Source organism: Aliiglaciecola litoralis (genome assembly GCF_039523355.1).
Lineage (GTDB): Bacteria > Pseudomonadota > Gammaproteobacteria > Enterobacterales > Alteromonadaceae > Aliiglaciecola > Aliiglaciecola litoralis.
The window spans coordinates 697,986-718,982 of record NZ_BAAAFD010000002.1; the positions used below are offsets into that span (position 1 = coordinate 697,986).

Annotated in this window: 30 protein-coding genes; 8 read left to right on the forward strand and 22 right to left on the reverse strand. The window is 41.2% G+C overall.

Going from position 1 to position 20,997, the window contains the following annotated elements:
* Window positions 1–106 precede the first annotated feature (106 nt).
* From ABD036_RS06865 to ABD036_RS06875, 3 genes are all read left to right on the forward strand, one after another.
* Entirely contained in the window at window positions 107–2,290 is a 2,184-nt protein-coding gene (locus ABD036_RS06865) for a winged helix-turn-helix domain-containing protein (protein WP_343857914.1), read from the forward strand.
* A 635-nt stretch (window positions 2,291–2,925) separates the two neighbouring features.
* On the forward strand, window positions 2,926–3,741 hold the full coding sequence (locus ABD036_RS06870) for a substrate-binding periplasmic protein (RefSeq protein WP_343857916.1): 816 nt from the start codon (window positions 2,926–2,928) through the stop codon (window positions 3,739–3,741).
* A 257-nt stretch (window positions 3,742–3,998) separates the two neighbouring features.
* Complete coding sequence (locus tag ABD036_RS06875; RefSeq protein WP_343857917.1) at window positions 3,999–4,181, forward strand: hypothetical protein; 183 nt, start codon at window positions 3,999–4,001, stop codon at window positions 4,179–4,181.
* Window positions 4,182–4,201: 20 nt separating this feature from the next.
* Here the strand turns inward: ABD036_RS06875 and ABD036_RS06880 are convergent, their stop codons facing one another.
* The 3 genes from ABD036_RS06880 to ABD036_RS06890 form a co-directional block, all read right to left on the reverse strand.
* A complete protein-coding gene (locus ABD036_RS06880; protein WP_343857919.1) occupies window positions 4,202–5,416 on the reverse strand; it encodes a cyclic di-GMP phosphodiesterase in 1,215 nt (404 codons plus the stop codon).
* Between the two features lie 107 nt (window positions 5,417–5,523).
* The gene (locus ABD036_RS06885; protein ID WP_343857920.1) at window positions 5,524–5,865 is read right to left on the reverse strand and encodes an MGMT family protein; all 342 of its coding nucleotides are present in this window, start codon (window positions 5,863–5,865) and stop codon (window positions 5,524–5,526) included.
* 3 nt (window positions 5,866–5,868) lie between these two features.
* Window positions 5,869–7,860 carry a hypothetical protein gene (locus ABD036_RS06890; RefSeq protein WP_343857921.1) on the reverse strand — a complete coding sequence of 664 codons (1,992 nt, stop codon included), beginning with the start codon at window positions 7,858–7,860 and terminating at the stop codon, window positions 5,869–5,871.
* Window positions 7,861–8,269: 409 nt separating this feature from the next.
* Here ABD036_RS06890 and ABD036_RS06895 point away from each other — a divergent pair, with 409 nt between their 5' ends.
* A complete protein-coding gene (locus ABD036_RS06895) occupies window positions 8,270–8,857 on the forward strand; it encodes a tRNA-uridine aminocarboxypropyltransferase (RefSeq protein ID WP_343857922.1) in 588 nt (195 codons plus the stop codon).
* Window positions 8,858–8,906: 49 nt separating this feature from the next.
* On the opposite strand, the gene ABD036_RS06900 is transcribed toward ABD036_RS06895, so the two are convergent.
* The 11 genes from ABD036_RS06900 to ABD036_RS06950 form a co-directional block, all read right to left on the reverse strand.
* Window positions 8,907–9,161 carry a hypothetical protein gene (locus tag ABD036_RS06900; RefSeq protein ID WP_343857924.1) on the reverse strand — a complete coding sequence of 85 codons (255 nt, stop codon included), beginning with the start codon at window positions 9,159–9,161 and terminating at the stop codon, window positions 8,907–8,909.
* A 116-nt stretch (window positions 9,162–9,277) separates the two neighbouring features.
* Window positions 9,278–9,685, reverse strand: a complete 408-nt coding sequence (locus tag ABD036_RS06905; RefSeq protein WP_343857926.1) for a hypothetical protein — start codon at window positions 9,683–9,685, stop codon at window positions 9,278–9,280.
* 187 nt (window positions 9,686–9,872) lie between these two features.
* Window positions 9,873–10,217, reverse strand: coding sequence for a hypothetical protein (locus ABD036_RS06910; RefSeq protein WP_343857928.1), 345 nt, complete (start codon window positions 10,215–10,217; stop codon window positions 9,873–9,875).
* Window positions 10,218–10,286: 69 nt separating this feature from the next.
* Window positions 10,287–10,502, reverse strand: coding sequence for a TIGR02450 family Trp-rich protein (locus ABD036_RS06915; protein WP_343857930.1), 216 nt, complete (start codon window positions 10,500–10,502; stop codon window positions 10,287–10,289).
* Window positions 10,483–10,869, reverse strand: coding sequence for a hypothetical protein (locus ABD036_RS06920; RefSeq protein ID WP_343857932.1), 387 nt, complete (start codon window positions 10,867–10,869; stop codon window positions 10,483–10,485). Before ABD036_RS06920 ends, ABD036_RS06915 begins: the two co-directional genes overlap by 20 nt.
* 146 nt (window positions 10,870–11,015) lie before the next feature.
* Window positions 11,016–11,291, reverse strand: coding sequence for a hypothetical protein (locus tag ABD036_RS06925; RefSeq protein WP_343857934.1), 276 nt, complete (start codon window positions 11,289–11,291; stop codon window positions 11,016–11,018).
* A 256-nt stretch (window positions 11,292–11,547) separates the two neighbouring features.
* Window positions 11,548–11,973, reverse strand: coding sequence for a GFA family protein (locus tag ABD036_RS06930; RefSeq protein WP_343857936.1), 426 nt, complete (start codon window positions 11,971–11,973; stop codon window positions 11,548–11,550).
* Window positions 11,974–12,390: 417 nt separating this feature from the next.
* Window positions 12,391–12,816 (reverse strand): SRPBCC domain-containing protein, encoded by a 426-nt coding sequence (locus ABD036_RS06935; RefSeq protein WP_343857938.1) that lies wholly within the window; start codon window positions 12,814–12,816, stop codon window positions 12,391–12,393.
* Window positions 12,817–12,946: 130 nt separating this feature from the next.
* Window positions 12,947–13,381 (reverse strand): hypothetical protein, encoded by a 435-nt coding sequence (locus ABD036_RS06940; RefSeq protein WP_343857939.1) that lies wholly within the window; start codon window positions 13,379–13,381, stop codon window positions 12,947–12,949.
* Window positions 13,382–13,458: 77 nt separating this feature from the next.
* Entirely contained in the window at window positions 13,459–13,818 is a 360-nt protein-coding gene (locus ABD036_RS06945) for a hypothetical protein (RefSeq protein ID WP_343857941.1), read from the reverse strand.
* Between the two features lie 90 nt (window positions 13,819–13,908).
* Window positions 13,909–14,418 (reverse strand): hypothetical protein, encoded by a 510-nt coding sequence (locus ABD036_RS06950; RefSeq protein ID WP_343857944.1) that lies wholly within the window; start codon window positions 14,416–14,418, stop codon window positions 13,909–13,911.
* Window positions 14,419–15,107: 689 nt separating this feature from the next.
* Here ABD036_RS06950 and ABD036_RS06955 point away from each other — a divergent pair.
* Both ABD036_RS06955 and ABD036_RS06960 read left to right on the forward strand, forming a co-directional pair.
* Window positions 15,108–15,329, forward strand: coding sequence for a type II toxin-antitoxin system Phd/YefM family antitoxin (locus tag ABD036_RS06955; RefSeq protein ID WP_343857946.1), 222 nt, complete (start codon window positions 15,108–15,110; stop codon window positions 15,327–15,329).
* Window positions 15,320–15,466: a type II toxin-antitoxin system YoeB family toxin gene (locus ABD036_RS06960; protein WP_425542550.1), complete on the forward strand. Its 147-nt coding sequence runs from the start codon at window positions 15,320–15,322 to the stop codon at window positions 15,464–15,466. The genes ABD036_RS06955 and ABD036_RS06960 overlap by 10 nt, the downstream gene beginning before the upstream one ends.
* A gap of 216 nt (window positions 15,467–15,682) precedes the next feature.
* On the opposite strand, the gene ABD036_RS06965 is transcribed toward ABD036_RS06960, so the two are convergent.
* The 8 genes from ABD036_RS06965 to ABD036_RS07000 form a co-directional block, all read right to left on the reverse strand.
* The gene (locus tag ABD036_RS06965) at window positions 15,683–16,156 is read right to left on the reverse strand and encodes an SRPBCC family protein (RefSeq protein WP_343857948.1); all 474 of its coding nucleotides are present in this window, start codon (window positions 16,154–16,156) and stop codon (window positions 15,683–15,685) included.
* Between the two features lie 120 nt (window positions 16,157–16,276).
* Window positions 16,277–16,528 carry a hypothetical protein gene (locus ABD036_RS06970; protein WP_343857950.1) on the reverse strand — a complete coding sequence of 84 codons (252 nt, stop codon included), beginning with the start codon at window positions 16,526–16,528 and terminating at the stop codon, window positions 16,277–16,279.
* A 71-nt stretch (window positions 16,529–16,599) separates the two neighbouring features.
* Window positions 16,600–17,706 carry a serine hydrolase domain-containing protein gene (locus ABD036_RS06975; RefSeq protein ID WP_343857953.1) on the reverse strand — a complete coding sequence of 369 codons (1,107 nt, stop codon included), beginning with the start codon at window positions 17,704–17,706 and terminating at the stop codon, window positions 16,600–16,602.
* A 96-nt stretch (window positions 17,707–17,802) separates the two neighbouring features.
* Window positions 17,803–18,102, reverse strand: coding sequence for a type II toxin-antitoxin system RelE/ParE family toxin (locus tag ABD036_RS06980; RefSeq protein ID WP_343857956.1), 300 nt, complete (start codon window positions 18,100–18,102; stop codon window positions 17,803–17,805).
* Window positions 18,090–18,368: a type II toxin-antitoxin system Phd/YefM family antitoxin gene (locus ABD036_RS06985; protein ID WP_343857958.1), complete on the reverse strand. Its 279-nt coding sequence runs from the start codon at window positions 18,366–18,368 to the stop codon at window positions 18,090–18,092. The genes ABD036_RS06980 and ABD036_RS06985 overlap by 13 nt, the downstream gene beginning before the upstream one ends.
* A 56-nt stretch (window positions 18,369–18,424) precedes the next feature.
* Window positions 18,425–18,736, reverse strand: coding sequence for a hypothetical protein (locus tag ABD036_RS06990; RefSeq protein WP_343857961.1), 312 nt, complete (start codon window positions 18,734–18,736; stop codon window positions 18,425–18,427).
* 114 nt (window positions 18,737–18,850) lie between these two features.
* Window positions 18,851–19,261: a hypothetical protein gene (locus ABD036_RS06995; RefSeq protein WP_343857963.1), complete on the reverse strand. Its 411-nt coding sequence runs from the start codon at window positions 19,259–19,261 to the stop codon at window positions 18,851–18,853.
* 156 nt (window positions 19,262–19,417) lie between these two features.
* A complete protein-coding gene (locus tag ABD036_RS07000; RefSeq protein ID WP_343857965.1) occupies window positions 19,418–20,068 on the reverse strand; it encodes a hypothetical protein in 651 nt (216 codons plus the stop codon).
* A gap of 175 nt (window positions 20,069–20,243) precedes the next feature.
* Here ABD036_RS07000 and ABD036_RS07005 point away from each other — a divergent pair, with 175 nt between their 5' ends.
* Entirely contained in the window at window positions 20,244–20,465 is a 222-nt protein-coding gene (locus tag ABD036_RS07005) for a TA system antitoxin ParD family protein (protein WP_343857967.1), read from the forward strand.
* A complete protein-coding gene (locus ABD036_RS07010; protein ID WP_343857969.1) occupies window positions 20,458–20,748 on the forward strand; it encodes a type II toxin-antitoxin system RelE/ParE family toxin in 291 nt (96 codons plus the stop codon). Before ABD036_RS07005 ends, ABD036_RS07010 begins: the two co-directional genes overlap by 8 nt.
* Window positions 20,749–20,997: the final 249 nt, after the last annotated feature.

Sequence of the window (20,997 nt, forward strand, 5' to 3'; positions counted from 1 at the left end):
GTTTATAAATGTCTATCAGTCGTAATTGTGGGATTTAATCTGCTCTAACAGATATCCTTACCTTGTATGAAAAATCACTCTGAAAGTATTCGGAAAGAGCTATATAATGGATTTTATTGACGAAAGTGAAGTGAGCTTTTCTAGAAAAGTTAAAGAAGTCACATTAGGTCATTGGAAGTTATCACCTAAATATCAAACTATAAGCGATGGAAGCATACTAAGAGAGTTAGAACCTCTCCTGTTTAGTTTACTTACGTATTTCATTAAACATAATGATAGGATCGTATCCCGCCAAGAGTTGGTAGAGGAGGTATGGAAGCAGACGTATGTTGATGATAACGCGATAAACAGAGCGATATCTGAACTGCGTAAAGTCTTAAAATCAGAAAAACAACGATCGCAAGTCATAAAGACTCACTATAGAAAAGGATATAGCTTTTCACTTGATGTAAATATAATTTATTTTGATACTAAGAAGCTCGAAGTAACTGAATCAAATCAAGTAAGTGAAGAAAAACCTGAACTTACAGTACCTAAAAAATTACCCCGTAAAACGCCTCACTTTAAAATAAAAGTACCAATATTAGCTGGCTTACTGCTTGTTTTTTCTGTGGCAGTTGCCTCCTATTATCGATTAACGCCTGTAACTTCAGAAGTTGAAAAAATTGGCACTATAACGGCTGCTAGCACTTTACTATCATGGAAAAAGGGAACCTCTTTTACTCCTCAAATATCGAAAAGTTTTAATTACCTTGCCTATTCATTTCGCGATGCAAATGCCAGTGGAATTGATCTTTACATTAAAGATCTAGATACACTTAAAGAGTTTAAAGTCGCGGAAAACAAAGCGGATATCTTCCCAATTGGCTGGTCTGGTAAAGATGAGCTTTTTTATCAGCTAATTCAGTTAAGCGATCAGCCAATTTGCGAGATTTGGAAGGTAAATTTAGCTAAAAACGTTACCGACGCAGCTCATGAAAAGCTCTTTGATTGTCAATCAGACGAGATCATTAGTGCCGATGCCACCACAGACGGTACTTCTTTGCTATATACCAAGTATAATTACAGAGGCCGGAAAGACTTATCCGCAATTGTATCTCGAGACCTTATAACAGGTAATGAATTTCAGGTCTCCTCTCCTAATATTTCCACCTACGGTGATTATTACCTCAAAATATCCAATAATGAAGATAAAGTGGTCTTTTTGAGGTCACATGCCTTAGGTACAAAGGTATTTTTAGCCAACATTGATGGCAGCGATCAAAGCGAAATTTTGGAACTTAATTATTATATTAATTCCATTAGCTGGAATCGCTCTGATGACTCTATATCTTGGCTAAATGTGAAGGACAAAAAGGTTAATACCTATTCTTTTAACACTCAGCAAGTGGCGAGCCAAAAAGTCGAGTCCGATTATGCGTTTGACAATACTTTTGGCTTGCAAATGGTTAACAACAGTAGAGCTGTTGTTGCAACGGATTATTTGGATACTAATATCTTAAAGTTAGATTTATCATCACCTGACTTTGCTGTTTCCAGCTATTCAAATACTGATATGCATGAAACCTATATCGCACCGTTTCATTTTCAAGATGCTGGGGTTTATGTTGTAGGCAAAAATTCTAAAAGCATATGGCGTTTAGTTGATGGTGCGCGTAAAAAAGTGCTGTCTCTTTCCTTTACCGATTTAACCGGAATTGAAGTCTCACCAGACGATAAAATGTTGCTTGTCTCCAGGCCTCATGAATTACTTATCTATAGTTTAGATAACTATACATTAATGGATAATATTAAGTTTGACGGTGTGGTAAAAAGCGCCTCTTGGCCGTTACTTAATAAACTACTTTTAACCTACAGCGAGCGAGGGCAGCAAAACAGCTGGTTTTATGATTTAGAAGGCAGAAATCTGGTGAAGATAACCAACTCTCTTATCAAATCTGCCGAAATGATTGATCAACAACAATTACTGTTGTTTGATGACAAAGAACAAATTCAGCTGATGAACGTAGAAACTGGGGAAAGCACTGACATTGGGTCTTTTAGTGACACCTCTACAATTAAGTGGACTGCGGATAAAAGCTATTTCTATTATACCAATGACGGTAAAACCGTTTATAGAATGTCTCTGCAAGATTACAGCGATAAACAGAAAGTCACTGAACTTCACAATAAAACCATATTGAAATTGACGATGGCAAATTACAGTGAAATGCCTGCTTTATATCTGACTGTATCTGAACTTAAAGATAATTTACTTTTAGATCTGACATTTGAAAAGTCGGTGCACTAAACTTAAATGGTTGCAGTAACTACCTGAATAATAGAATATAAATTACTGGCCTCAGATATTGTTGATAAATTTCCGTCGAATTAAAAATTGCGTTAACTTTTAAAGCATCAATTAACTCTGGTTTTTATCTGGCGCTTTAGCATGGATGCGTTCAATTATCAGTTTCTCGGCAAATCGTTGAATTTAATCTGTCAGATGGGAAAACCATCAAAAGCTCAATTCTACTAAAAGTGTATTAGCATTTAGTACATACAATAAAACTCTTCAATTAGTCGCGTTGTTTAGTGCAAGTGTAGATAAGAATATTCATAAAAAGGACTGCAAATTAACACATACTGAGTCGCCACGCAGGTGATGCTCCACTTGGGTTAGATGGCACGAAAGTTACTAGCACAAGTTGCTGAGAATTAAAAATCACTAATTAAGTAAATCTCGAGTTACTTGCTAGATCATTATTAAACTGGATTAAACGCGCTCAAGGCTAACATCGAAGAACTGTCATCAATTCATAACTATCTAAAAATAAAAGCAATTGCCGTTTGGTCTTTCTCATTTTCTGCTCTAAAGTTATCAGATAGCAGCGTTTCTGATTACTTAGATTAGTATCTGCGTTCTATCAAATATAAGGATTTCGATTGGCTTTTAGAGTGAAGCGCTTGCTCAAGACGCATTTAGGTAAGCTGTTGTTCTTGTCAACATGGTGTTGGTCATTGGCGATATCACTTGCCGCGGCAGAAGATCAGCCCCCATATTCACTCGTTACAGGCGATAACTATTTTCCCTTTGCAAGCAGCAGTGCACTTAAGGGGGGGTGGTCACAAGCTATTGTTGTTGCCGTCTTTAATCAGATGAAACACCCCATAGAAATAGAATCTTTACCTTGGCAGCGTGGTTATCAATGGGCGTTAGAAGGGCAATACATTGGCACTTTTCCCTACGTCCACTCGAAAGCCAGAGCAAACGAATTCTATTTTTCCGAGCCGATAAACACCGTTCCTGTGCGCATTTATGTGGCTGCCAAAAGTGATATTACGGACTTGCCGTCGTTAAATAAAAAGTCCTTGTGCTTACCCTATGGCTACGTCATGGATTCATGGTCAGAACGTTTTTTTGCTGACTATGAATTTACCATCAGCAGAGCGAAAAACGCCATTGGCTGTGCCAATAAAGTGCTTAAACGCTGGAGTGATTTTGGTTTTATCAATGGCTACTTTACTGAGCCACAATTGAAAGCTCGATTTGGCTCTTCAGATGAAGTGCGTATTTTACAAGAAGAGGTCGGGCAAATACCGCTGCACTTTATCGTATCCAAAAAAATCCCTTCAGCCGAAGTGATCATCAAACAGTTTAATCAAGCATTAAACGAACTGGATCAAAACGGACAAAAGTCCCAAATCGACCAAGCATATCTAGACTGGCTTAATGGTTTAGGTCCAACTCCCAGACAGTGAGCGATTTTTGCTAGTCGAGTTCTCAGCACCGCATTGCCCTTTGTAGTGGCAACACATAGCCACGTAAATCTGACAAAAACTGTCAGCTATTTTGACACTAGCGGTCAAATCAGCAGTAAGCAAAATTGGCTATCTTGTTGTTTTTATTGAATATTGAAATTGTGGTTTGATTTATGCTCTATTAACTATTGAACAATAACGGTGATGAAATCTTTCACTTTTAAATAGTCGCTTTCCTTGCAGTATAAGGGTTGAAAATGTCTTGTTTAACGCGAAAATTACAACAAAAGCTCACTCAGTTTTTGAAAAAACGTCATGATTTAGTCGAAGATAAATCGGTCGAAAACGTTAAAAATGAATTGATAGGCTTGGGGATTTGTCCGTCACATATAACCGACGATCAGATGCGAGAAATCTTACGCAACGCAAATCAAAGTTAACTAAGCGTAACGCTGGTTAATTATATTGCGATTCGCTCTCTAAAGAAGCGATTAAAATCCAGACCGAATTCGGCCGGTGTGACGCCTTTTTCAACTTTGGTTTGGCTGTTTTTCAAATCAACATCTTTGATTGGTAAATAGGTTTCGTTGCGTGCCGAGTAGAACACCTTAACCCGTGGTCGGGTAGGTGATTCGTAATTTAACTTAGTCACCATTCCGATGTGCTCATTAGAGAGCATCACCAGACTACCAACAGGGTAAACGCCCACACATTTAACAAATTTTTGCACTAACTCTAAGTCATACATTGTGGGCGAGTCGCCGATCAATATTTTCAGCGCTTTTTGCGATGACATACCTGCTTTGTAAACACGATCGGCGGTAATGGCATCATAAGTGTCGACAATCGCTATCATGCGTCCGTACAAACTGATTTCATCGCCACGTAATCCCTCAGGATAGCCATAACCGTCGAGGCGTTCGTGATGTTCTGACATAGTGCGAACGATATGCTCTGGCAAGCCCATATCTTCGAGCGTGCATACACCGTGAAAAACATGGTCGCGCATGATGTTCATTTCTGGATCCGTCAAACGACCAGGTTTATGCAATATCTCATCGGGGATCTTAATTTTACCTATATCATGCAAAAAGCCAGCGAGTGCAAGCTCTTGTACTTCTTCTTCTGCCATACCTAGGTATTTGGCAAAATTTGCTAATAACACGGCCACATTCAGTGAGTGCTCAAGAAGGTAGGTATCTTTTTCACGTATTTTAGTTAAACACATCAACGCATTGGGGTTTCTATCAATCGATCCTACCAGCTGCTCGGTGAATTCTTTCGGCATTTTCAGATCGACGGGTAACCCTCTGGAGACAGCGTTGAACATACGCTTTTGCGCTAGCTTGCCTTGATCATGTAATTTTTTAGCGACCGAAACTTCATCTTCAAAAGCAACTTTTTCGTCTCTTTCGATTTCAGGTTCTGGGGGTGTATTTTCAGGTTCAGGCTCTGCGATTGGCGCTTCTGGCTCAGCTGCGGCTTGAGACTCGGGGATGAACTCTTTGCTTGGATCAATGAGCAGTTTTAAAATCCCTTTACTACGCATCTGATCGATAACGGCTTGTTTGGTGACTTTCCCTTGACTCTTAATTTTCATCTTTCCACGTTGCTCAACAATGCTTTGAACAAACATGCCTGGCTTCAATTCATTGATTGAAATTTCTTTAAACACGAAAATTAACCCAGTTAAATCACAGTAACGTCAAAAATAAACGATCCGCTTTGCTTGCACAAGTCATTAGCAACTTTTCGCATGGAAATGTCGACAATTTCAACCATTTAGTACTCAAGTTTAAATAGTAATTCAGCCAAATCCGGCTGCCATTGAAACTGCGCTAATTTGACTCTGTGGTTGAGCACCACGATATCTTCTTGTTGCAACAATCCGATTTGACGAACCGCATCTTCACTGCCCGCAGGGAAGGCGATTTTACCGTCGGAGCGCAAGATTCGATACCAGGGTACTTGCATGTTGTCAGGCACATAGCCAAGGGCTTTGCCGACTAAGCGCGCCCTTCCTGGCAAGCCCGCCAGATCGGCAATTTGTCCATAACTTGCGACTTTTCCAGATGGCACACTTTGTACGGTTTTCCAGATCCGGTGATAGTGATCTGAATTCATCGGTCACGCTAATGGGTATTGGGTATTGAGATCTTCAATATTAACCGGCTCACCACGACGATTGACCTGTCGATAGAGGCTAAGCTCGCCAGGGCTAACATAGCCTGCTACCTGTTCGAGATCATTGAGACGCGCGCCCATGCTCACTAAATAGGTCAGGTAAGTGTGGCGCAATGCAGCCAACGAGAACTGCTCAGGGTAAGCAAGTCCAGCATCGTGCGCCATGTTGATCATCATCTGGTCGAACTGCTCAACATCCAAACGTTGGGCCCAGAAATCGCTTTGAGGATCTTTGTTCGCCGTCATCGCAACAATATGGTCAATGCACAATGGGCTAAGCGGCACAGATCGAGGATAATCACCAGCAAGCAGCAATAACTCCGCCGCCACATCGATATCGCCGACTTGGATTTGCAACATTTCTTCTGGGCTCACCCCGGCCATAATGAACGACATAGCGACTTTACCGTCTCGGTTGGCGACCTTGAACAAGGCTTCACATTCCATATTACTAAGTAGTCTTGCTGCTTTAGCAGGCTCGGCTTGCGCCAATTGCAGCGGCGCTTGTTGTTTTTCTAACATCGCCACTTTTTGCTGCTCAAGTGCTTGGTGAGCCATCTGCTGCTCTAACGTCAAACCGCTTGACGGGGGAACCACGTTATAACTGGTCATGGTTGGCCCTGTTTGACGTTGACGATTAATAAAACTAAATATCAGTAAGGCCAACAAACTTACTAGCAATGCAATACCCGTGGCTATTGCTGTATCGCGCCAATAGTGCGGCGAAATAGGGTAGGTGGGAACAAACGGCTCTTCCAATACGTTGATTTTAGCTTGAAAAGGTTTTTGTACTTCAGTCTCAACCAGTTGGTCTTTTAAGGCTTGTGCTTGTTCTTGAAGTTGTTTTAATGAACGAGTCTGGCGCCCATATTCTTCAAGCTTTTGGTTGAAGTTTTGTGCTTCTCGACCCAGTTCATCGAGCTGAACTTCCAATTGTTTTTGTTTTTCAAAAGACGCCACAACCGTGCGTTGTAAATCTTCTAAGAAGCGTTGTTGACTCTCTAATTGCACGGTTTGGTAACGCGCTTTTAATTCCTCCAGAACACGTTTTTTATTCACCACATCGGGATCCAGATTCATATATTCTGCCGTATAGCGGCGCGCCAGCTGCACCATTTCAGACTCAATATCGCCAATGCGACTACGCAAGGTATCAAGTCGAACTTTGTCCTCGGGATGCGTAACGATTTCACCATTTTCAATACTTTGTTTTACACTGCTTAAGGTTGCAGTTGCCTCGGCCTGTTTGGCTTCGGCCTCATCCAAAGATGCGCCCATTGCTTTGATTTTAGTCAGGGCTCGATTCTCATCTCGTTCCATCGAAATGATATTATTATCTTCGCCGTATTGCTCCACCAGCTGTCGCTGTTCAAGTATTTTCGCCTCAAGCGCAATGAGTTTTTGCTGCCCTAAATCAAGATCTTGCTCGGTTGTTTCAACGGTTTCTTGAGCTAAAGATTCTAAATACACCGCCACCCAATGAGTCAACACAGGTTGCAGAATGTCCGCCTGTGAGCCGGTGGCGTAAAGGTTGATAATACGACTTTCTAGCTGCTCTTGAGTAGACAATAACTTTGACAACTCTTCTGGGGTGAACAGCATGCTTTCTTCTTGATCTAAGCGCGCACTGAGTGTTTCCAACACGCGATAACTGGTGAGTCGTTGGCTGTTTAAGGTAATTTGCTCTTGTGGGACGGCCGCTTGCTCTTCGCTAATCTGCTGGGCGTAACTAAAGTGCAAAATAGCCTGGCTTTGAAAAATAGGCGCACGGGACCAAACCCAGATGAGTAAGCCAACCATCACTAGGGTAAATGTACCAAGTAGTACCCACCATTTCTGTTTTTGCAGTTTCTTTGCTTCTGCCGCGGCGATTGCGTCGCTGCGACCGGTATCAAACTGAGGTGAAATCACTTCAACATTGTCATTAAAGGCCATGTTTTATTTCCGTATTCTTTTAAAGGTTCGAGCAACAAACCTCTAGCGCTATGGTCATTGTGCATTAGGTTATCAGCTATAGTTAGGCGCAGCGAATCATATTAACTAAGCCCAACGCATTATTGAATGTTTTTCTGTGGGATCAAAATACTATCAACAAGGTTAGAAACCTGAACCTAAGAGAAGCCATGCCATTGAGCACCAGCATTTTGTAACTAATGGCGTTGAATTTGCCAGTCACAGTCAGCCATTTCGTACAAAATCGCCCTTGTTTTTTGGCGATAACGCCCATGCTTTAATGCCATTTGAATGAAAGAGAAAGTATAAAATATAGTATGCTATCGAGAAGTATTTATTGTTGAAATTTGACCGACTTGTTTTATTCCCTGATAAAGTTTAATAAATAAAGATGACCAAACGCACTATTTGTTCACGCTGTCACTATCCTATGACGATCTGCTTGTGTCATGCTATCTCGCCTTTGACCATCCCCGTTAAGCTCGTCGTGCTGCAACATCCACTTGAAACTAAGCACGCTAAAAACACCGCTCGATTGATCAAACTCTGTGTGCCTGACTGTGAGCTAATGGTGGGAGAAAGCGCAGAGGATTTCAACGTGTTGCAAGAGACCATCAAACAGCAAAACATTAATGCTGGCGTCTTGTATCCGCATCAACATAGTATGGCATTGGAAAGTGCTAAACAGCGGGCAGACTTCACACCGCCCGATACATTAATATTGATTGACGCCACTTGGCGAAAAGCGCATAAAATGTGGCAATTAAACCCGTGGTTACACAGTCTACCTAGCTGGCATTTTGAGCAACTTCCAAAGGCTGACTATCGTGTTCGTAAATCTCAATTGGCTCACAGTTTATCGACCATTGAAGCCACATCTCACGCCTTACAACACCTTTTCAATGTCGACACGCAACCGCTCATCACGGTCTTTAATGCGATGCAAAAAAACATCGAGCAATTTATACCCAAGTGTTGAATGTCTGAACACAGCAGCGGTTGGGCTCCACCGTGCTTTGCGCACAGCGCTACTTGAAATTAAACCAGCGCGGTAAACGACCAAATATCACCAAGTAGTAAGCAAACACCCCCAACAGTGAGAAAATGATCCCGCCCACCCCAGGGTCCTGCCAATTTCCATACAAAAGTGCATACACACAAAAAGCGATCACCAATAAAGTAGGCGACGCGACTATGCCGATCATCACCCGCACGTTCGGTGGTAGTTTTTTCGTCGACTTACTCGCAGGGGCGTTATTTTGTGAAGGAGATGGCTGACTCATATTGACCTTTATGCTTTGTTACACGTAATGCAATCCAAACTGATCATCGCAAAACGCGATTCAATGCCCGGACCCAGGTAAATCATTACCCGCTTTTTGAACGACATGGTAACCGCTTACAAATAATTAAGCTGCTCAAACTTACGACACTTGTTATATAAATAATATGCAACGGCTAATGGCAACGGACAAAAAAGAGCAATAGTGGGATAAGTAACCACAAAGAAAACCCCGCAAAGCAAAAACCCGACACTGCCGCACATTAGGTGAAATCGATAAAACGATATACTGTCATCATACGCATCAGGAAATATCAGTTTGAGTAAAATCTGGAACAATCCCCATACTCCCACGGCACCGAGAATGATACCAAAAATAATGAAATAGCCGAGCATGCTACCTTTGGCGATCATCTCCATGCCCGCCATAAACCCAGCGTCTATGCCGATGATCCAGAGGCTAACCACGGGCAAAAATCCCAGTACAGTTTCAGCTAAAAATGTCAGATGTTTTTTTCTTTGCAAACCAAATCTCGCGTATCGCGCTGATGGTAGATCTTAGAGATCAGCAATGATGACTCATGCCTTTAGCATAAATTAGCTTGTCCTTGGGGTAAACTCTCGACGATAAAAACCTATCAAATAATACGCTGCATAGTCGTATACGTTGTAAATATTGGTTTGTTGTTAGCGATTGATTACTGCCAAATGACTAATGAATAAAATCATCGACCGGCTCAAGTGACTCATTGAGCATCAGCGTATAGGTTCCTAAAAGCACTCGCTCTTGGTCATTGCCCTCTACAAAGATGTAAAGTTGCACGTAAAAATGAAATTCTGATGATTTGTCGAAGTAAAACAGATCCTTTACTTCATAGTTCTTGGAATAGGATATTTGTGATAAATGCACTTGGATCACGTTTTCGCTGTAGCCAGCTAGAAACTGGCTGTACTCAGCTTCATTCTCGGCTTTAATACTGTCTAAGCGCTTAAAGAAGCACACAGACGCCACCTCAAACAGTTGGTTTTCGTCTAAAATTTTAGGTTTAAATTCCACGTTTTCGCCTAGTTAAGATTGGTGTTATTTCGCCTGATTTTTTCGTCAATAGAGTCATCTGAGCAATCACTACTTCCAACCCTGACGCCATTTTTCACTGTCTTTTAGATCGCGCCACGATAAGCAAAACTCGCGCTTACTGATAATCGCCTCCATAGTACAAGCGACGACTTTACCCAGCTCATCAAATTCCACATCGGTGATCATGAAATGCTTTTCTTTGTTTTGCGTCACCACCGCTGTCCATTTGCTGTTGAGCAGTTTTTTATGGTTTATTGGGTTCAATATTATCCTCTGTGGCGTTTTGCACGTTTGGCTTGGTTTGTGTGCTCGACACTGCAGCCGTATTGCCGCACTTAATGGTCTTCTCAGCTGTGTGATAGATATTATTAACCAGTACATAAGTGCCCGACACAATCGCCGAGGCTGGGATTGTAATAAACGCCACCAGCTCATCGCTCCAACGATAAAAACTGGTATCACCATCAGTGAGATTCACCACCCTCAATACCTTTCTATCGCTAGAAAGACCACATTCCACTGTTTCTGAAAGGTCTTTTTGCGGCAGCACGACGCAGCCACCAACAAATGCACTCAGCAATATACTGAACGTCAGTGTTGTCAGTGTTTTATGTAACTTTCCACATTTCATACTTTAACTCATCGCCTTGTTAGCTGTTCAACACTTACTTAGTAAGTACAATGACAAAACGCTATGTGCCGCAATTGCTTTGCGGCCAACCTGAAATGGTAGCGTAAATTAGCAGACCACCAACAACCAAAGTGCCGCCAAACAACTCAGTGATTTTTCTGTGCTGATAGGGAAGCTGAGACTAAGGTCAACGCCTCTTCTTTAGTGAAACCTTGCTTGATCAGGGCATCGTAAAGGCTTTTTATATATGCGGCATTAGCGGCGACAATCTCAGGATCATTCATTACCTTTAACGTTGCTTTTAGCTGATCGGATAATTTGTCACTTAAACTATCGTATAAAAAATTAGGTGATTGTTGCGCCTGTGAAAATGAGGTGAACAGCGCCAACATCATTGCGCTAGTTAATATTATGTTTTTCATTGTTAACTCCATATGAACAAAAAATAAGACGTGTGAAATTTGCTTTTTATAGTTTATCTTACGGCCAACCAGATTATTCCATGACTAATTCGCAGCGGTTCGGTTTTCTACCGTTGCCTACAGATAGTGGCGAAAAGATCGATACTACAGCAGTTATGGCGCACTAGCCGCTAATTAACCAATAGTCTGTTTACTTTTTACAAAGTAGCTGCTCAGCTAGTGTTGGCAAAATTACAATAAAAGACACATTCAGGCGTTAAGTTGTGCAAGCCTCATCCAAAGTTACTATAGACCAAAGTTCCTTCCAACGACTAAGCTTTTGTTGTGCGCTGAAGTGTTTAGGCGATACATTCTTAGCCGCTAACAATCTGCTTCTATCCTCCAATACGTTAGCATTCACCGAGCCTTTGAGCTCATTGTTTACAGCCACAGTTACCGCTATCAGAATATTACAGCTTGGGCACACTAAAAAATCGGCTTGACCAGAGCCTTGTGATTCTCGTTTAAGCTCAACACCTGAGTGTATTTCTAATTTAGACGCGGGATCCGATAGGTAAGACGCCCCTTTTGCGAGGCAATAATCACAATCACAGTTTCTAGCTGAATAGTGTTCGATAGGCTTAGGCAAACTTAACTGCACAGAAACCCGTTTACAAAGACAATGACCGCTATAATGATGCATAGTAAATTCTACTTTTATCCATTCTCAATTTGCATTGAGTAAACAGGGTTTCACCACTTCTAAGATCCTTAGCGCTAAAAGTTAGACAGCAAGACAGCGGCAAAGAATACATACCTTCGGCAGTTGAACTTAACGTCTAAAGACGGTTATCAACATCTGATTTCAGCGGAGCAAGCAGAAGATAAAATATCCATGCCAACCAAGACACGAAAATTATAAGCAAGATCCACGCAGCCTTCTCTCCGCCACTTGTTCGGTTAGACTTTGCGATTAAAAGAATAGGTAAAACCCAGATCACTAAAAAAATAAGAAACACAAAAATGATATTCAATTACACTTCCTCAGATTAAATAACACCCTCAAACCCGTGGCGCAAAGCTCTTCAAAAACAGGACTGACGTTGTTTAAATAACTTCTTTAAGCGCTCTTTTCTTCACCTTTTGACTCAACGCGCTGCTTAAAGTTCGCTAAAATGCATAGCCAACCTTGACGTTGCTGTTCGGCAGAATGCTCGCTTTCAGCCTCAAAAGTTTCGACAACCTTTGTCCCTTTTGCGATATTCCTAAATTCAACCTTAACGTGTCGGTCATCGTCCATTTTGTAGTGGATGGATTTACATAATTCTATCTTGGTAAATTGTCCTTCAAAGTCAAATCCCATCGAACCGTCTTTGGCTTCCATTCGATAATTGAATTTCCCTCCCTCGACAAGATGAATCTTCGCCGTCGGACAACACCATTCGTCCGATGCAAAGTTCCAATGGGTAATTTCTTCGGGCGTCGTCCATACATGCCAAACGTCATTTAGGCTTGCCTCTATATCGATATCAATGGTGATTTCCATCTTTACTCCAATTCTGGTATTTCTCGCAACAATGACGCCGAATAAACAACATAGGGCAGCTGACTCTTATAAAAACAAAGCAGGCAGCTGCCGGCGCGTTAAAGACTGATTACGCGCTACACAGCAACATTTAGAGCCAAAGTTTCCGAGTACCAAGCATATAGTAGATGCCAAAAATACTACAAATTAAAGAGCTTACTATCCAAAACGTGATTGAGTTTTGATGCACTATCGGATCTGATGTGACAAAGGGAACTATTAAGCCTGCTACACCGCGAACTAAGTAAATAGCCGTGATTAAAACCAAGCCGGTTTTAAGAAGAGGTAACTTTAAAATGACACCCGCTCCTGAGAGCGCATAAAGCCCCCAGACCGCTAAGATAGCGGCAATGACCAGTGTTGCTATGGTGGGGTAGGCGTCACCTGCCGCCGCAAGCTGAGCCATTCTTTCCCCCGCACCAAAAAAGCGATACCAATCAGGACCACCGAAGATACAACTAATATGTAGTAATGAGGCCAGAAAGCTCAAGTAACCCGCTATTATGAGGTGATTATTCTTTTCCATACAATTCCTTTTAATCCATAACATTTGTTGAGCTATGCAATTTCCAGCCAGCGACAGCCATGCCGTTTAATGGTTTTTTATACGCGCCATGCTTCAAAAAAACAGATTCCGCTAACAACCAAAAATGCGATCCACGACAAGTGCATACCCCGAGTGTAGAAGATTGAGAGTAGCGCACCTATCAAAAACACAGTACCAATCACATACAGGTTAAAAGCGTCTTCTGCCGAGTGATTAAACAATATTGCCGCAAAACCCAGAGCCGCCACTGACATAGTATGCCAACAAAAACGCAGCGTCCCTTTTGTGAAATGGTCGCTTCCAAACAAATACGGGATATTGTCTCGCCGAAACAACCTCATGAGTATATATCTCTCACCGAGATACGAATGAGCCACTGCGATCAAAACCAAAATTAGCGCTGCGATCAATAGCATATCCCTACTCCTTATTTTATTGTGGCTCTAATAAGCTGCGCTAGCCAGGCGCTTAGCATCCCTACCGTTTTCGACCCTATCAACATTTCGTTAGTTGAAGCTATATACCGAACCGGAATGTCGACAAGACAATTTTCCCGTAACAATGCGCTTGAAATTTGTTGGGCCATATTTGCATTCTGCCTCACGAGCAATTTTTTCTAAGCGATAAGTAAAAGACTTTTCATGTTCATCGTAGTTAGACACAAATATATATTTAAATTGAGGGGCTAACTCGACCTTAATATTTACAACCTGTTCTAAGGGGAACTCCATGAACTCCTGATAGATCATGCGTATGGATATATCGTTACTACCGCTTGGTAGAACTACCGACATAGCCGCTCCTTGCATCGGCTTTCTTTGCCACGCTTCTTGACCATTTAGTTTAAGCACTACCGCACTATTCACGCCATCATCATTCATCCACATCTCCACCGCGTCTGAATCATTAGTATAAATTTGGGGGGAGTTGTAATCAGCCACGGTAGTTTGACAACCGGCTAACAACAATACAAACAAAGGCATATTTAAAAATTTCAACAAAATCGTGTTATTCACATTCGCTCCTTGAAAACGAGATAAATTTGGTGGCTAAAATGGCCAGGAACGACCCCTAGCGAGTTTAAGATACAAAATACACTGATAAGAATAAAACTGTCCAAATCCATAAGGTAAGTAAAACAATTCCCGTTTGGGGCAAAATCAACAATCTATTCTAACCAATGACAAGCAAATAATGGGTCAGCGCGAGCCCAGAAAAATATTCATTAAAAACAGATGAGAGTCATTATCGAAAGAATAAACTTATTCCAATGTCAATTTTGGTTACCCGCTATAAACCGCTGACGTTACCTTTTCATCTGTATCGAAGTTAATAGTGCATTTAAAAACATGAAAATTGAATAGACTACTATGCACAATTTTCTTGTTAGCCCCCACTCTATAGGCTTGATAATTAGATAAATTTACCGTATTCAATTGCCTTGTAACATTCGACAGTGAATCGCCTTTACCGAAATTTCCGCAAAGGTAGTAAATTTCTTTTCTCGCCTCATTTGAGATGACAATGAACGAGATAAAAAAGACACTAAAGATTACCAAGACGAGTAGCTTTACTTTCGTTACATTCAAACCGTCCAAAGTTTCCCCCTAGTAAACGGCACAGGATCGTTATCAAATCATTGCGGTTTATAGTATCTGAACAGCTTCATAACGTGAACAGGCAATAGCCGCGAGTGCAGGCCCGATTGGCAACTGCTATGGAGCTGGTTTGCAATGCTCATGCTCCAGTAATTATTTCAAGAAAAATGCAACCTTCAGTTGTAATGGTGCCTTTAGAGGACTATCAGTCAATGGAAGAAACAACTTATTTGTTGCACTCTCCTGAAAATGCAAGGACGTTATTAAAGTCAATTGCGGAATTGGAAGCTGGTCGTGGCCATGAAAAGAAACTCATTGAGTGGAGCTAACCTTTTCAACTACTGCGTGGGAAAACTATCTTTATTGGCAGAGCACCGATAAAAAAATTTTAGAAAGGGCCAGTTCACATATTAAAGAGATAAGCAGATCGCCATATGAGGGGTTCGGCAAACTCGACCCTTTGTAACATGGTTTGTCGGGCTATTGGTCAAGTCGGAGCACAGATGAAGACCGATTAGTTTACTGATATCAGGACGGCACTATTTTTATCGCTCAACTTCGATATCACTATGGCATATAACGTCCGCGATAACCGAGTAGCAGGATATGATAGTCCGTGTCAAAGTCGTCCCCCTCTGCGGCTTCAGTTCATCGCACAGTTACCCAGCGTTAACCGTTGGCGTTAATTTTTAATAGCATCAGGAGCCTTGTCGAATATCAAATTCAGTTGGATGCCGTGCTCCAAATAGGCCTTGGCATTTGCAAGCACCAACGAGAATCCTCCCATCGAATCTATGGCAACTGGCACAAGTTGATCGGCGGAGAAGCCAGCGAAATCGCTATTGCTGACGGTCACCAGCGTTGCGTCATCGCCACGCGGTTCGAAGTTCCATTCCACTATCGAGTTTTTGATTTCGTCACCCCAGCGGATGATAATTCGTTTGTCTGGCTCGATACTCACTACGTTCACTGCCACGGAGTGTCGATAGGGTCTCCATTCCCAAGTGACGGTTTTACCCTCCACGAGAGGCCCATCACTATGCGAAAACCAGAATTTCGTTGTAATGGAGGGATCAATGAAGGCGGCGAATGCACGTGCGGTAGGTACCCGAAACAACATTTGTTGTTCAATCGATGGCTTAAATTCAGTGCCCATATTCAGTTCCTATGTTTTTGATTGTCGAATAACGCCAGTAAAACTTGTGGCCTACACGTTGCGAGGCACGAGCAATGGCCGCGAGTTTGGGTCAGGTTGATTGGTTTGTTACAGGTGAATCTACTTATCATTATGCTGATTTAATTTTCGATAATTTGAATATGTTAATACAGTAAGCAATGTTGATAAAAGCATATAGATAGAAACAGCTAAACTGAAGCTTTCCGTGTCAGTATTAATATTGATAAATTCATTCTCAAATGGAACATAGAGGGAACCGCTCAATATACCCAATACAGTTAGGGCCCAAGCAAAAACGACTCCACCCGCTTGCCAAAGAATAATCAATTTGGTTGGTGCCTCTTTTTGCATTCAGATGCGGCCTTTATCTCTAACGTTTGCATTCAGCAACTTGTCTGCTGAAATGCTTTGTTGTACGCACTTTAATTGTACTTGTGTTTAACGGTCGAAAGAATAAGGCTATCAATTTCGTTGCTCACGGCCCCAATACTACTGTTGGTTAATATGACGTAACCAAAATTCAAGTCTGTTATAGAACGTGTTAGCGCAATCCAGCCTCGGTTAAATCCCGCAAAGCCCAAACTATTGTTTTGTGCATCAATTACATAGCTCATGCTCCAGCGCCCGTTAGTATTCGGAGTAGGCTTAATCATGAGGTCAATGAGTTTTTCTGGCAACAACCTTGATCCGTTATACTTTCCATTCTTATTGCGTAACACCGCCATATTAAAACGAGCTAAATCTATAGCGGTTGTTTGTAACCCTGCTGCAGCTTTTTCATTGAAGTACACCATACCCGTTACTTTGCCAGTCTCGTCATAAGGTGTTGCCGACTTATTCATGACTTTTTCTGTAATATTAAAGCTTGAATTTTTCATACTTAGAGGTTTGAGCACGTTTTGCTGCATATAGTCTTCAAACGTCATTTCGGATACTTCTTCAATTAAAAGTTGCACGACTGAATAACCACCACCAGAATAAGACCACTTGGTGTTGGGCGCATGGATGAGCTCAACGGGCCCTGCACCATTATTATGTCCGTTAAGCGAATCAACAATTGATGATAGTTTTTCGCGAGAATCCCACCCTGCATAAGGGCCCAGCGACAATCCAGAAGTATGAGATAAGATATTTCTTAATGTTACTTTCTCTACATCAAACTCAGATTCAGGAATTTTCCAGCGTTTAAGATATTGATTAATTGGGGTATCTAAATCTACTTTACCTTCGTAAACCAGTTGCATTGCTCCCCAAGCAGTAACGAGTTTTGAAATAGAACCTACGTTAAACATAGTGCTTTGGGTAATTCCTGCTTTGCTCTTTATATTGGCGAAACCATAAGAGCGGAATCCAATTATCTCGTTACCATTTACAAATGCCAGCGCTACGCCGGGAGCGTTGTGGTTCTCTAAAATCTTCGGTATGTCACTGTCCAAACCCTTAGTAAGTTCAGCAATATCCGTAATTCCTTTGGCAATTGCCACGTTAGATAAAAACACTACAGACAACATCAAAAAATGCTTAATCATAACTTTCCTTGTACGTACAACGTTTCGCATATGGGGATTTTAGGAGCGCTTTACCAGCGAGTAATATTCCCACCATGATGTTTTTGTTAGCCGTATTTAGCTGCGTAACATAAACTTTCTCAGATCACGCTCGTGCCGCATAACATGAAGTATATAAACCAGATCATTATCTATTTTATAAAAAATTCGGCATGGATTAACAATAACTTCTATATAGGTTAAGTTTTGTAATTCAAGCGGGCTCCTTCTCGATTCAGGATGACTCTTTAGTCTTGTAACTTTATCAAACACCTTTTGTGTTAAATTTTTGGCTGCAGGTAAATTACTTAACGCAATATATTCAACTATTTCGTTTAAGTCAGTTAAAGCAGGAGCAGTCCATTTTATTTCAGCCATTTACTCATTTTCTCTTTTGCATCTTCATTAGAGAATGTATCGCCATTTCTAATAGCTTGCTCGCCACGAGCAACACCTTCGAGTACCTGCATTCGTTGTAGCATGAATTCGTAATCATCTACATCAACTAAATAAGCAGACGGTTGTCCATGTTCTGTTATTAACACGGGCTCATTTGACGAGTGTAGGTCAGCCAATATCTTGGTTGCTTGTCGCTTTAATGTTGTTACCAGCTCTACTCTTTGGCGAAGCTGCCCTGCGTGCATGCGTCTCAGCGAACGTAGTGAGTGAGTTTGTTGAATTGTTAAGCCGTGCAGATAAGCTAGTCATGGCTATTAATAAAATTTTGCAACTCATCTGAGAAGCCATCGATTTGTAGATTTTCTAGAAGACCATCTGATTTCATTAATGCAAGTTGTAACATCGCTTTTGACCTCGAATTGTAATCGAATATGTTGGCGATACGCTTGTCACTATTTTCGACCAACTTATATAAATAAAGGTACTTTGCGTGATTTGAAAGTTCTGGATTATCGATACCTTCACGTACATCGTCCAAAACTTGCTGACAGCATTTGTCTAATGCATCAGCCTTAACACGTTTGAAATGTTTCCAATCTTCCTCTGAAATCATGTTTAACCTCTATAGGCCTAACGCTTTGCCAATGGTCAAATGCGAACGTTGTAGGGCGAAGCCCAATGAGTATTTGTCCCCGGCACGTTGTTTGTAGCGATTTAGGACAACGTGTTATGTGCTCGATTTTTCATTGAACACTTTATAAACGAAAAATAACATTAATAAGGCAAAAAGATTTACACCTAAGCCCACAGGGTTATTAAAAGTTTGCTCGATGCCGTTTTCATTCTTAATAAAATAGTGAAATGGGAACGCGAAGCTCGCAACGAATTTGAAAACAAACGTTTTGCTATAGATAAAAACAGTTTGAAGTAGATAAAAGATTCCCAACAACCACTTTGCAGCTTTCCTGAAACGAACCATATAGCAAAACACTGCGCCGAGCATGCCTAGAGCCAGGAAAACAACATGCAATATATTTATAGGTTCACCAGACTTCGCATTTAGAATTGAAAAATACAATTCCCAACCACCAAGCACAAAAGAGATTAGCCCCAACAAATAAAATTTAAAATCTCTCACATATTCCTCATTAAACACCGTACTTCATTAAGAGCACATAACGCCCCTATTAAACGGCGCAATCTTGTTGGTTATACTGGCGAGGAACGAGACCCAGCCAGCGAGTTGACGTCCTAGCGAACCTGTGAGCGAATTAATTGGCTTGTTATACCTAAATTACCACTTCAACAACCTACTTTTGCCAATACTTACACCACTAAAACTTGACGAATCAAGGGCGTTGCGAAGAGACTCGCTAATATATATATCAATGTCTAGGAAGCCATTTGTAAATAAGTCATAACGCCCAAGGTAACCCTCTTTAAACCTGTAACTCGTATTATAGAGGTCTTGGTCTGATGAAAGCGTTCGTTTTAGTTCACAAAGCTCTTGCTCATTCGCAACATTGATTTTTTGTCGTTTATTAGTATCAAATGATTTAACGAAAAAGTTTGTTTCAGAAAAGTCTAAATAACTGAATATATCCTCTGGTTCTACAATTTGTAAACACCAATAAGAGTAGGTTCGCCATTTATGTTTCAATGGTAATTGAAAGAGGCGATGCGGGGGCATTTTAAACTGCCCTAGTAAGTTTTTGAGATTGTCATTAAAGATTAAGCAGTTGCATGGGATAGGAACAGAGCTAATTAAGTCGGTTCGCTTTGCCTTACGTTCTATTTTTGCACCTGAAAAATTGGGGGTAAATTCGAAATCACGTAAGAGATTGTAGACAGAGCACTTTCCATCATAATCATATCTGTCTCCCATTGTTTGGTGCTGAGGATAGTCGCCCACATCCTCTATAGAGCTACCCAATATAAAATACAACAGCTTTCACCTTTAGTTATAACGCTTCGCATAACTGGCAAATACTTGCTGGCTATACTGGCGAAGAATGAGCCCCAGCCAGCGAGTATTTGTCCGGTTGATTGGTTTGCTATGCGCAGATTGCCACAATTGATGCGTACTGCTACAATAATAAAACTTTAATTGGAGATATGTTATGGCAACAACGAGCATAAGGCTAGATGAAGATTTGGTAGAGAAAGCAACAATCATTGGTAAAGCGCTACACCGAACTACACCAAAGCAAATTGAACATTGGGCAAAGATCGGGGAAATTATGGAAGATAATCCTGATTTGCCTTATGAGTTCGTTAGACAAGCGATTATTTCGAAAGCTGAAAAAGAAGCAGGAAAATTGGAGCCGTATAAATTTGGCTAATATAACCACTGTTCTTCAGACACAGAACTTTAAAAAAGTAGTAAAAAAACTGCATCAAAACCAAAAGAAAGATCTGGACAAAGCAGTCCAAGACCTTATCAAGAACCCGATGCTGGGAGAGCAAAAAAAGGGGGATTTATATTTTTTGCGAGTCTATAAATTTAAAATGGTAAAACAGCTAACATTACTTGGCTATAGTCATGAGGATGAAACGGTAACTTTAGAGTTAATAGCCTTGGGATCACACGAAAACTTTTACCGAGATGTCAAAAAGTCACTCTAATCTTTTGCGTATAACGCTCCAATTACGGGCGGTTTGAGCTGGCTATACTGGGAACGAAGTGGCTCCAGCCAGCGAGTTTGGGTCAGGTTGAATGGATTGTTATATGCACGCACTTTAATTAATAGACACTTCATAGCGGCGACTATCTGATGAAAAACCATCTGGGCATGAATAATCTATAAATACTATCAGCTTATTGTCCGAATCAGGAGATACGAAACCTAATGCTTGTGGTTCGCTGACATTTGG

Bases quoted from the DNA above. Each gene is read 5' to 3' on its own strand.
- ABD036_RS06865 (WP_343857914.1), top strand. From the start codon at position 107: ATGGATTTTATTGACGAAAGTGAAGTGAGCTTTTCTAGAAAAGTTAAA.
- ABD036_RS06875 (WP_343857917.1), top strand. From the start codon at position 3,999: ATGTCTTGTTTAACGCGAAAATTACAACAAAAGCTCACTCAGTTTTTG.
- ABD036_RS06885 (WP_343857920.1), bottom strand. From the start codon at position 5,865: ATGAATTCAGATCACTATCACCGGATCTGGAAAACCGTACAAAGTGTG.
- ABD036_RS06890 (WP_343857921.1), bottom strand. From the start codon at position 7,860: ATGGCCTTTAATGACAATGTTGAAGTGATTTCACCTCAGTTTGATACC.
- ABD036_RS06895 (WP_343857922.1), top strand. From the start codon at position 8,270: ATGACCAAACGCACTATTTGTTCACGCTGTCACTATCCTATGACGATC.
- ABD036_RS06900 (WP_343857924.1), bottom strand. From the start codon at position 9,161: ATGAGTCAGCCATCTCCTTCACAAAATAACGCCCCTGCGAGTAAGTCG.
- ABD036_RS06920 (WP_343857932.1), bottom strand. From the start codon at position 10,869: ATGAAATGTGGAAAGTTACATAAAACACTGACAACACTGACGTTCAGT.
- ABD036_RS06925 (WP_343857934.1), bottom strand. From the start codon at position 11,291: ATGAAAAACATAATATTAACTAGCGCAATGATGTTGGCGCTGTTCACC.
- ABD036_RS06930 (WP_343857936.1), bottom strand. From the start codon at position 11,973: ATGCATCATTATAGCGGTCATTGTCTTTGTAAACGGGTTTCTGTGCAG.
- ABD036_RS06935 (WP_343857938.1), bottom strand. From the start codon at position 12,816: ATGGAAATCACCATTGATATCGATATAGAGGCAAGCCTAAATGACGTT.
- ABD036_RS06940 (WP_343857939.1), bottom strand. From the start codon at position 13,381: ATGGAAAAGAATAATCACCTCATAATAGCGGGTTACTTGAGCTTTCTG.
- ABD036_RS06945 (WP_343857941.1), bottom strand. From the start codon at position 13,818: ATGCTATTGATCGCAGCGCTAATTTTGGTTTTGATCGCAGTGGCTCAT.
- ABD036_RS06965 (WP_343857948.1), bottom strand. From the start codon at position 16,156: ATGGGCACTGAATTTAAGCCATCGATTGAACAACAAATGTTGTTTCGG.
- ABD036_RS06970 (WP_343857950.1), bottom strand. From the start codon at position 16,528: ATGCAAAAAGAGGCACCAACCAAATTGATTATTCTTTGGCAAGCGGGT.
- ABD036_RS06975 (WP_343857953.1), bottom strand. From the start codon at position 17,706: ATGATTAAGCATTTTTTGATGTTGTCTGTAGTGTTTTTATCTAACGTG.
- ABD036_RS06980 (WP_343857956.1), bottom strand. From the start codon at position 18,102: ATGGCTGAAATAAAATGGACTGCTCCTGCTTTAACTGACTTAAACGAA.
- ABD036_RS06985 (WP_343857958.1), bottom strand. From the start codon at position 18,368: ATGCACGCAGGGCAGCTTCGCCAAAGAGTAGAGCTGGTAACAACATTA.
- ABD036_RS06990 (WP_343857961.1), bottom strand. From the start codon at position 18,736: ATGATTTCAGAGGAAGATTGGAAACATTTCAAACGTGTTAAGGCTGAT.
- ABD036_RS07005 (WP_343857967.1), top strand. From the start codon at position 20,244: ATGGCAACAACGAGCATAAGGCTAGATGAAGATTTGGTAGAGAAAGCA.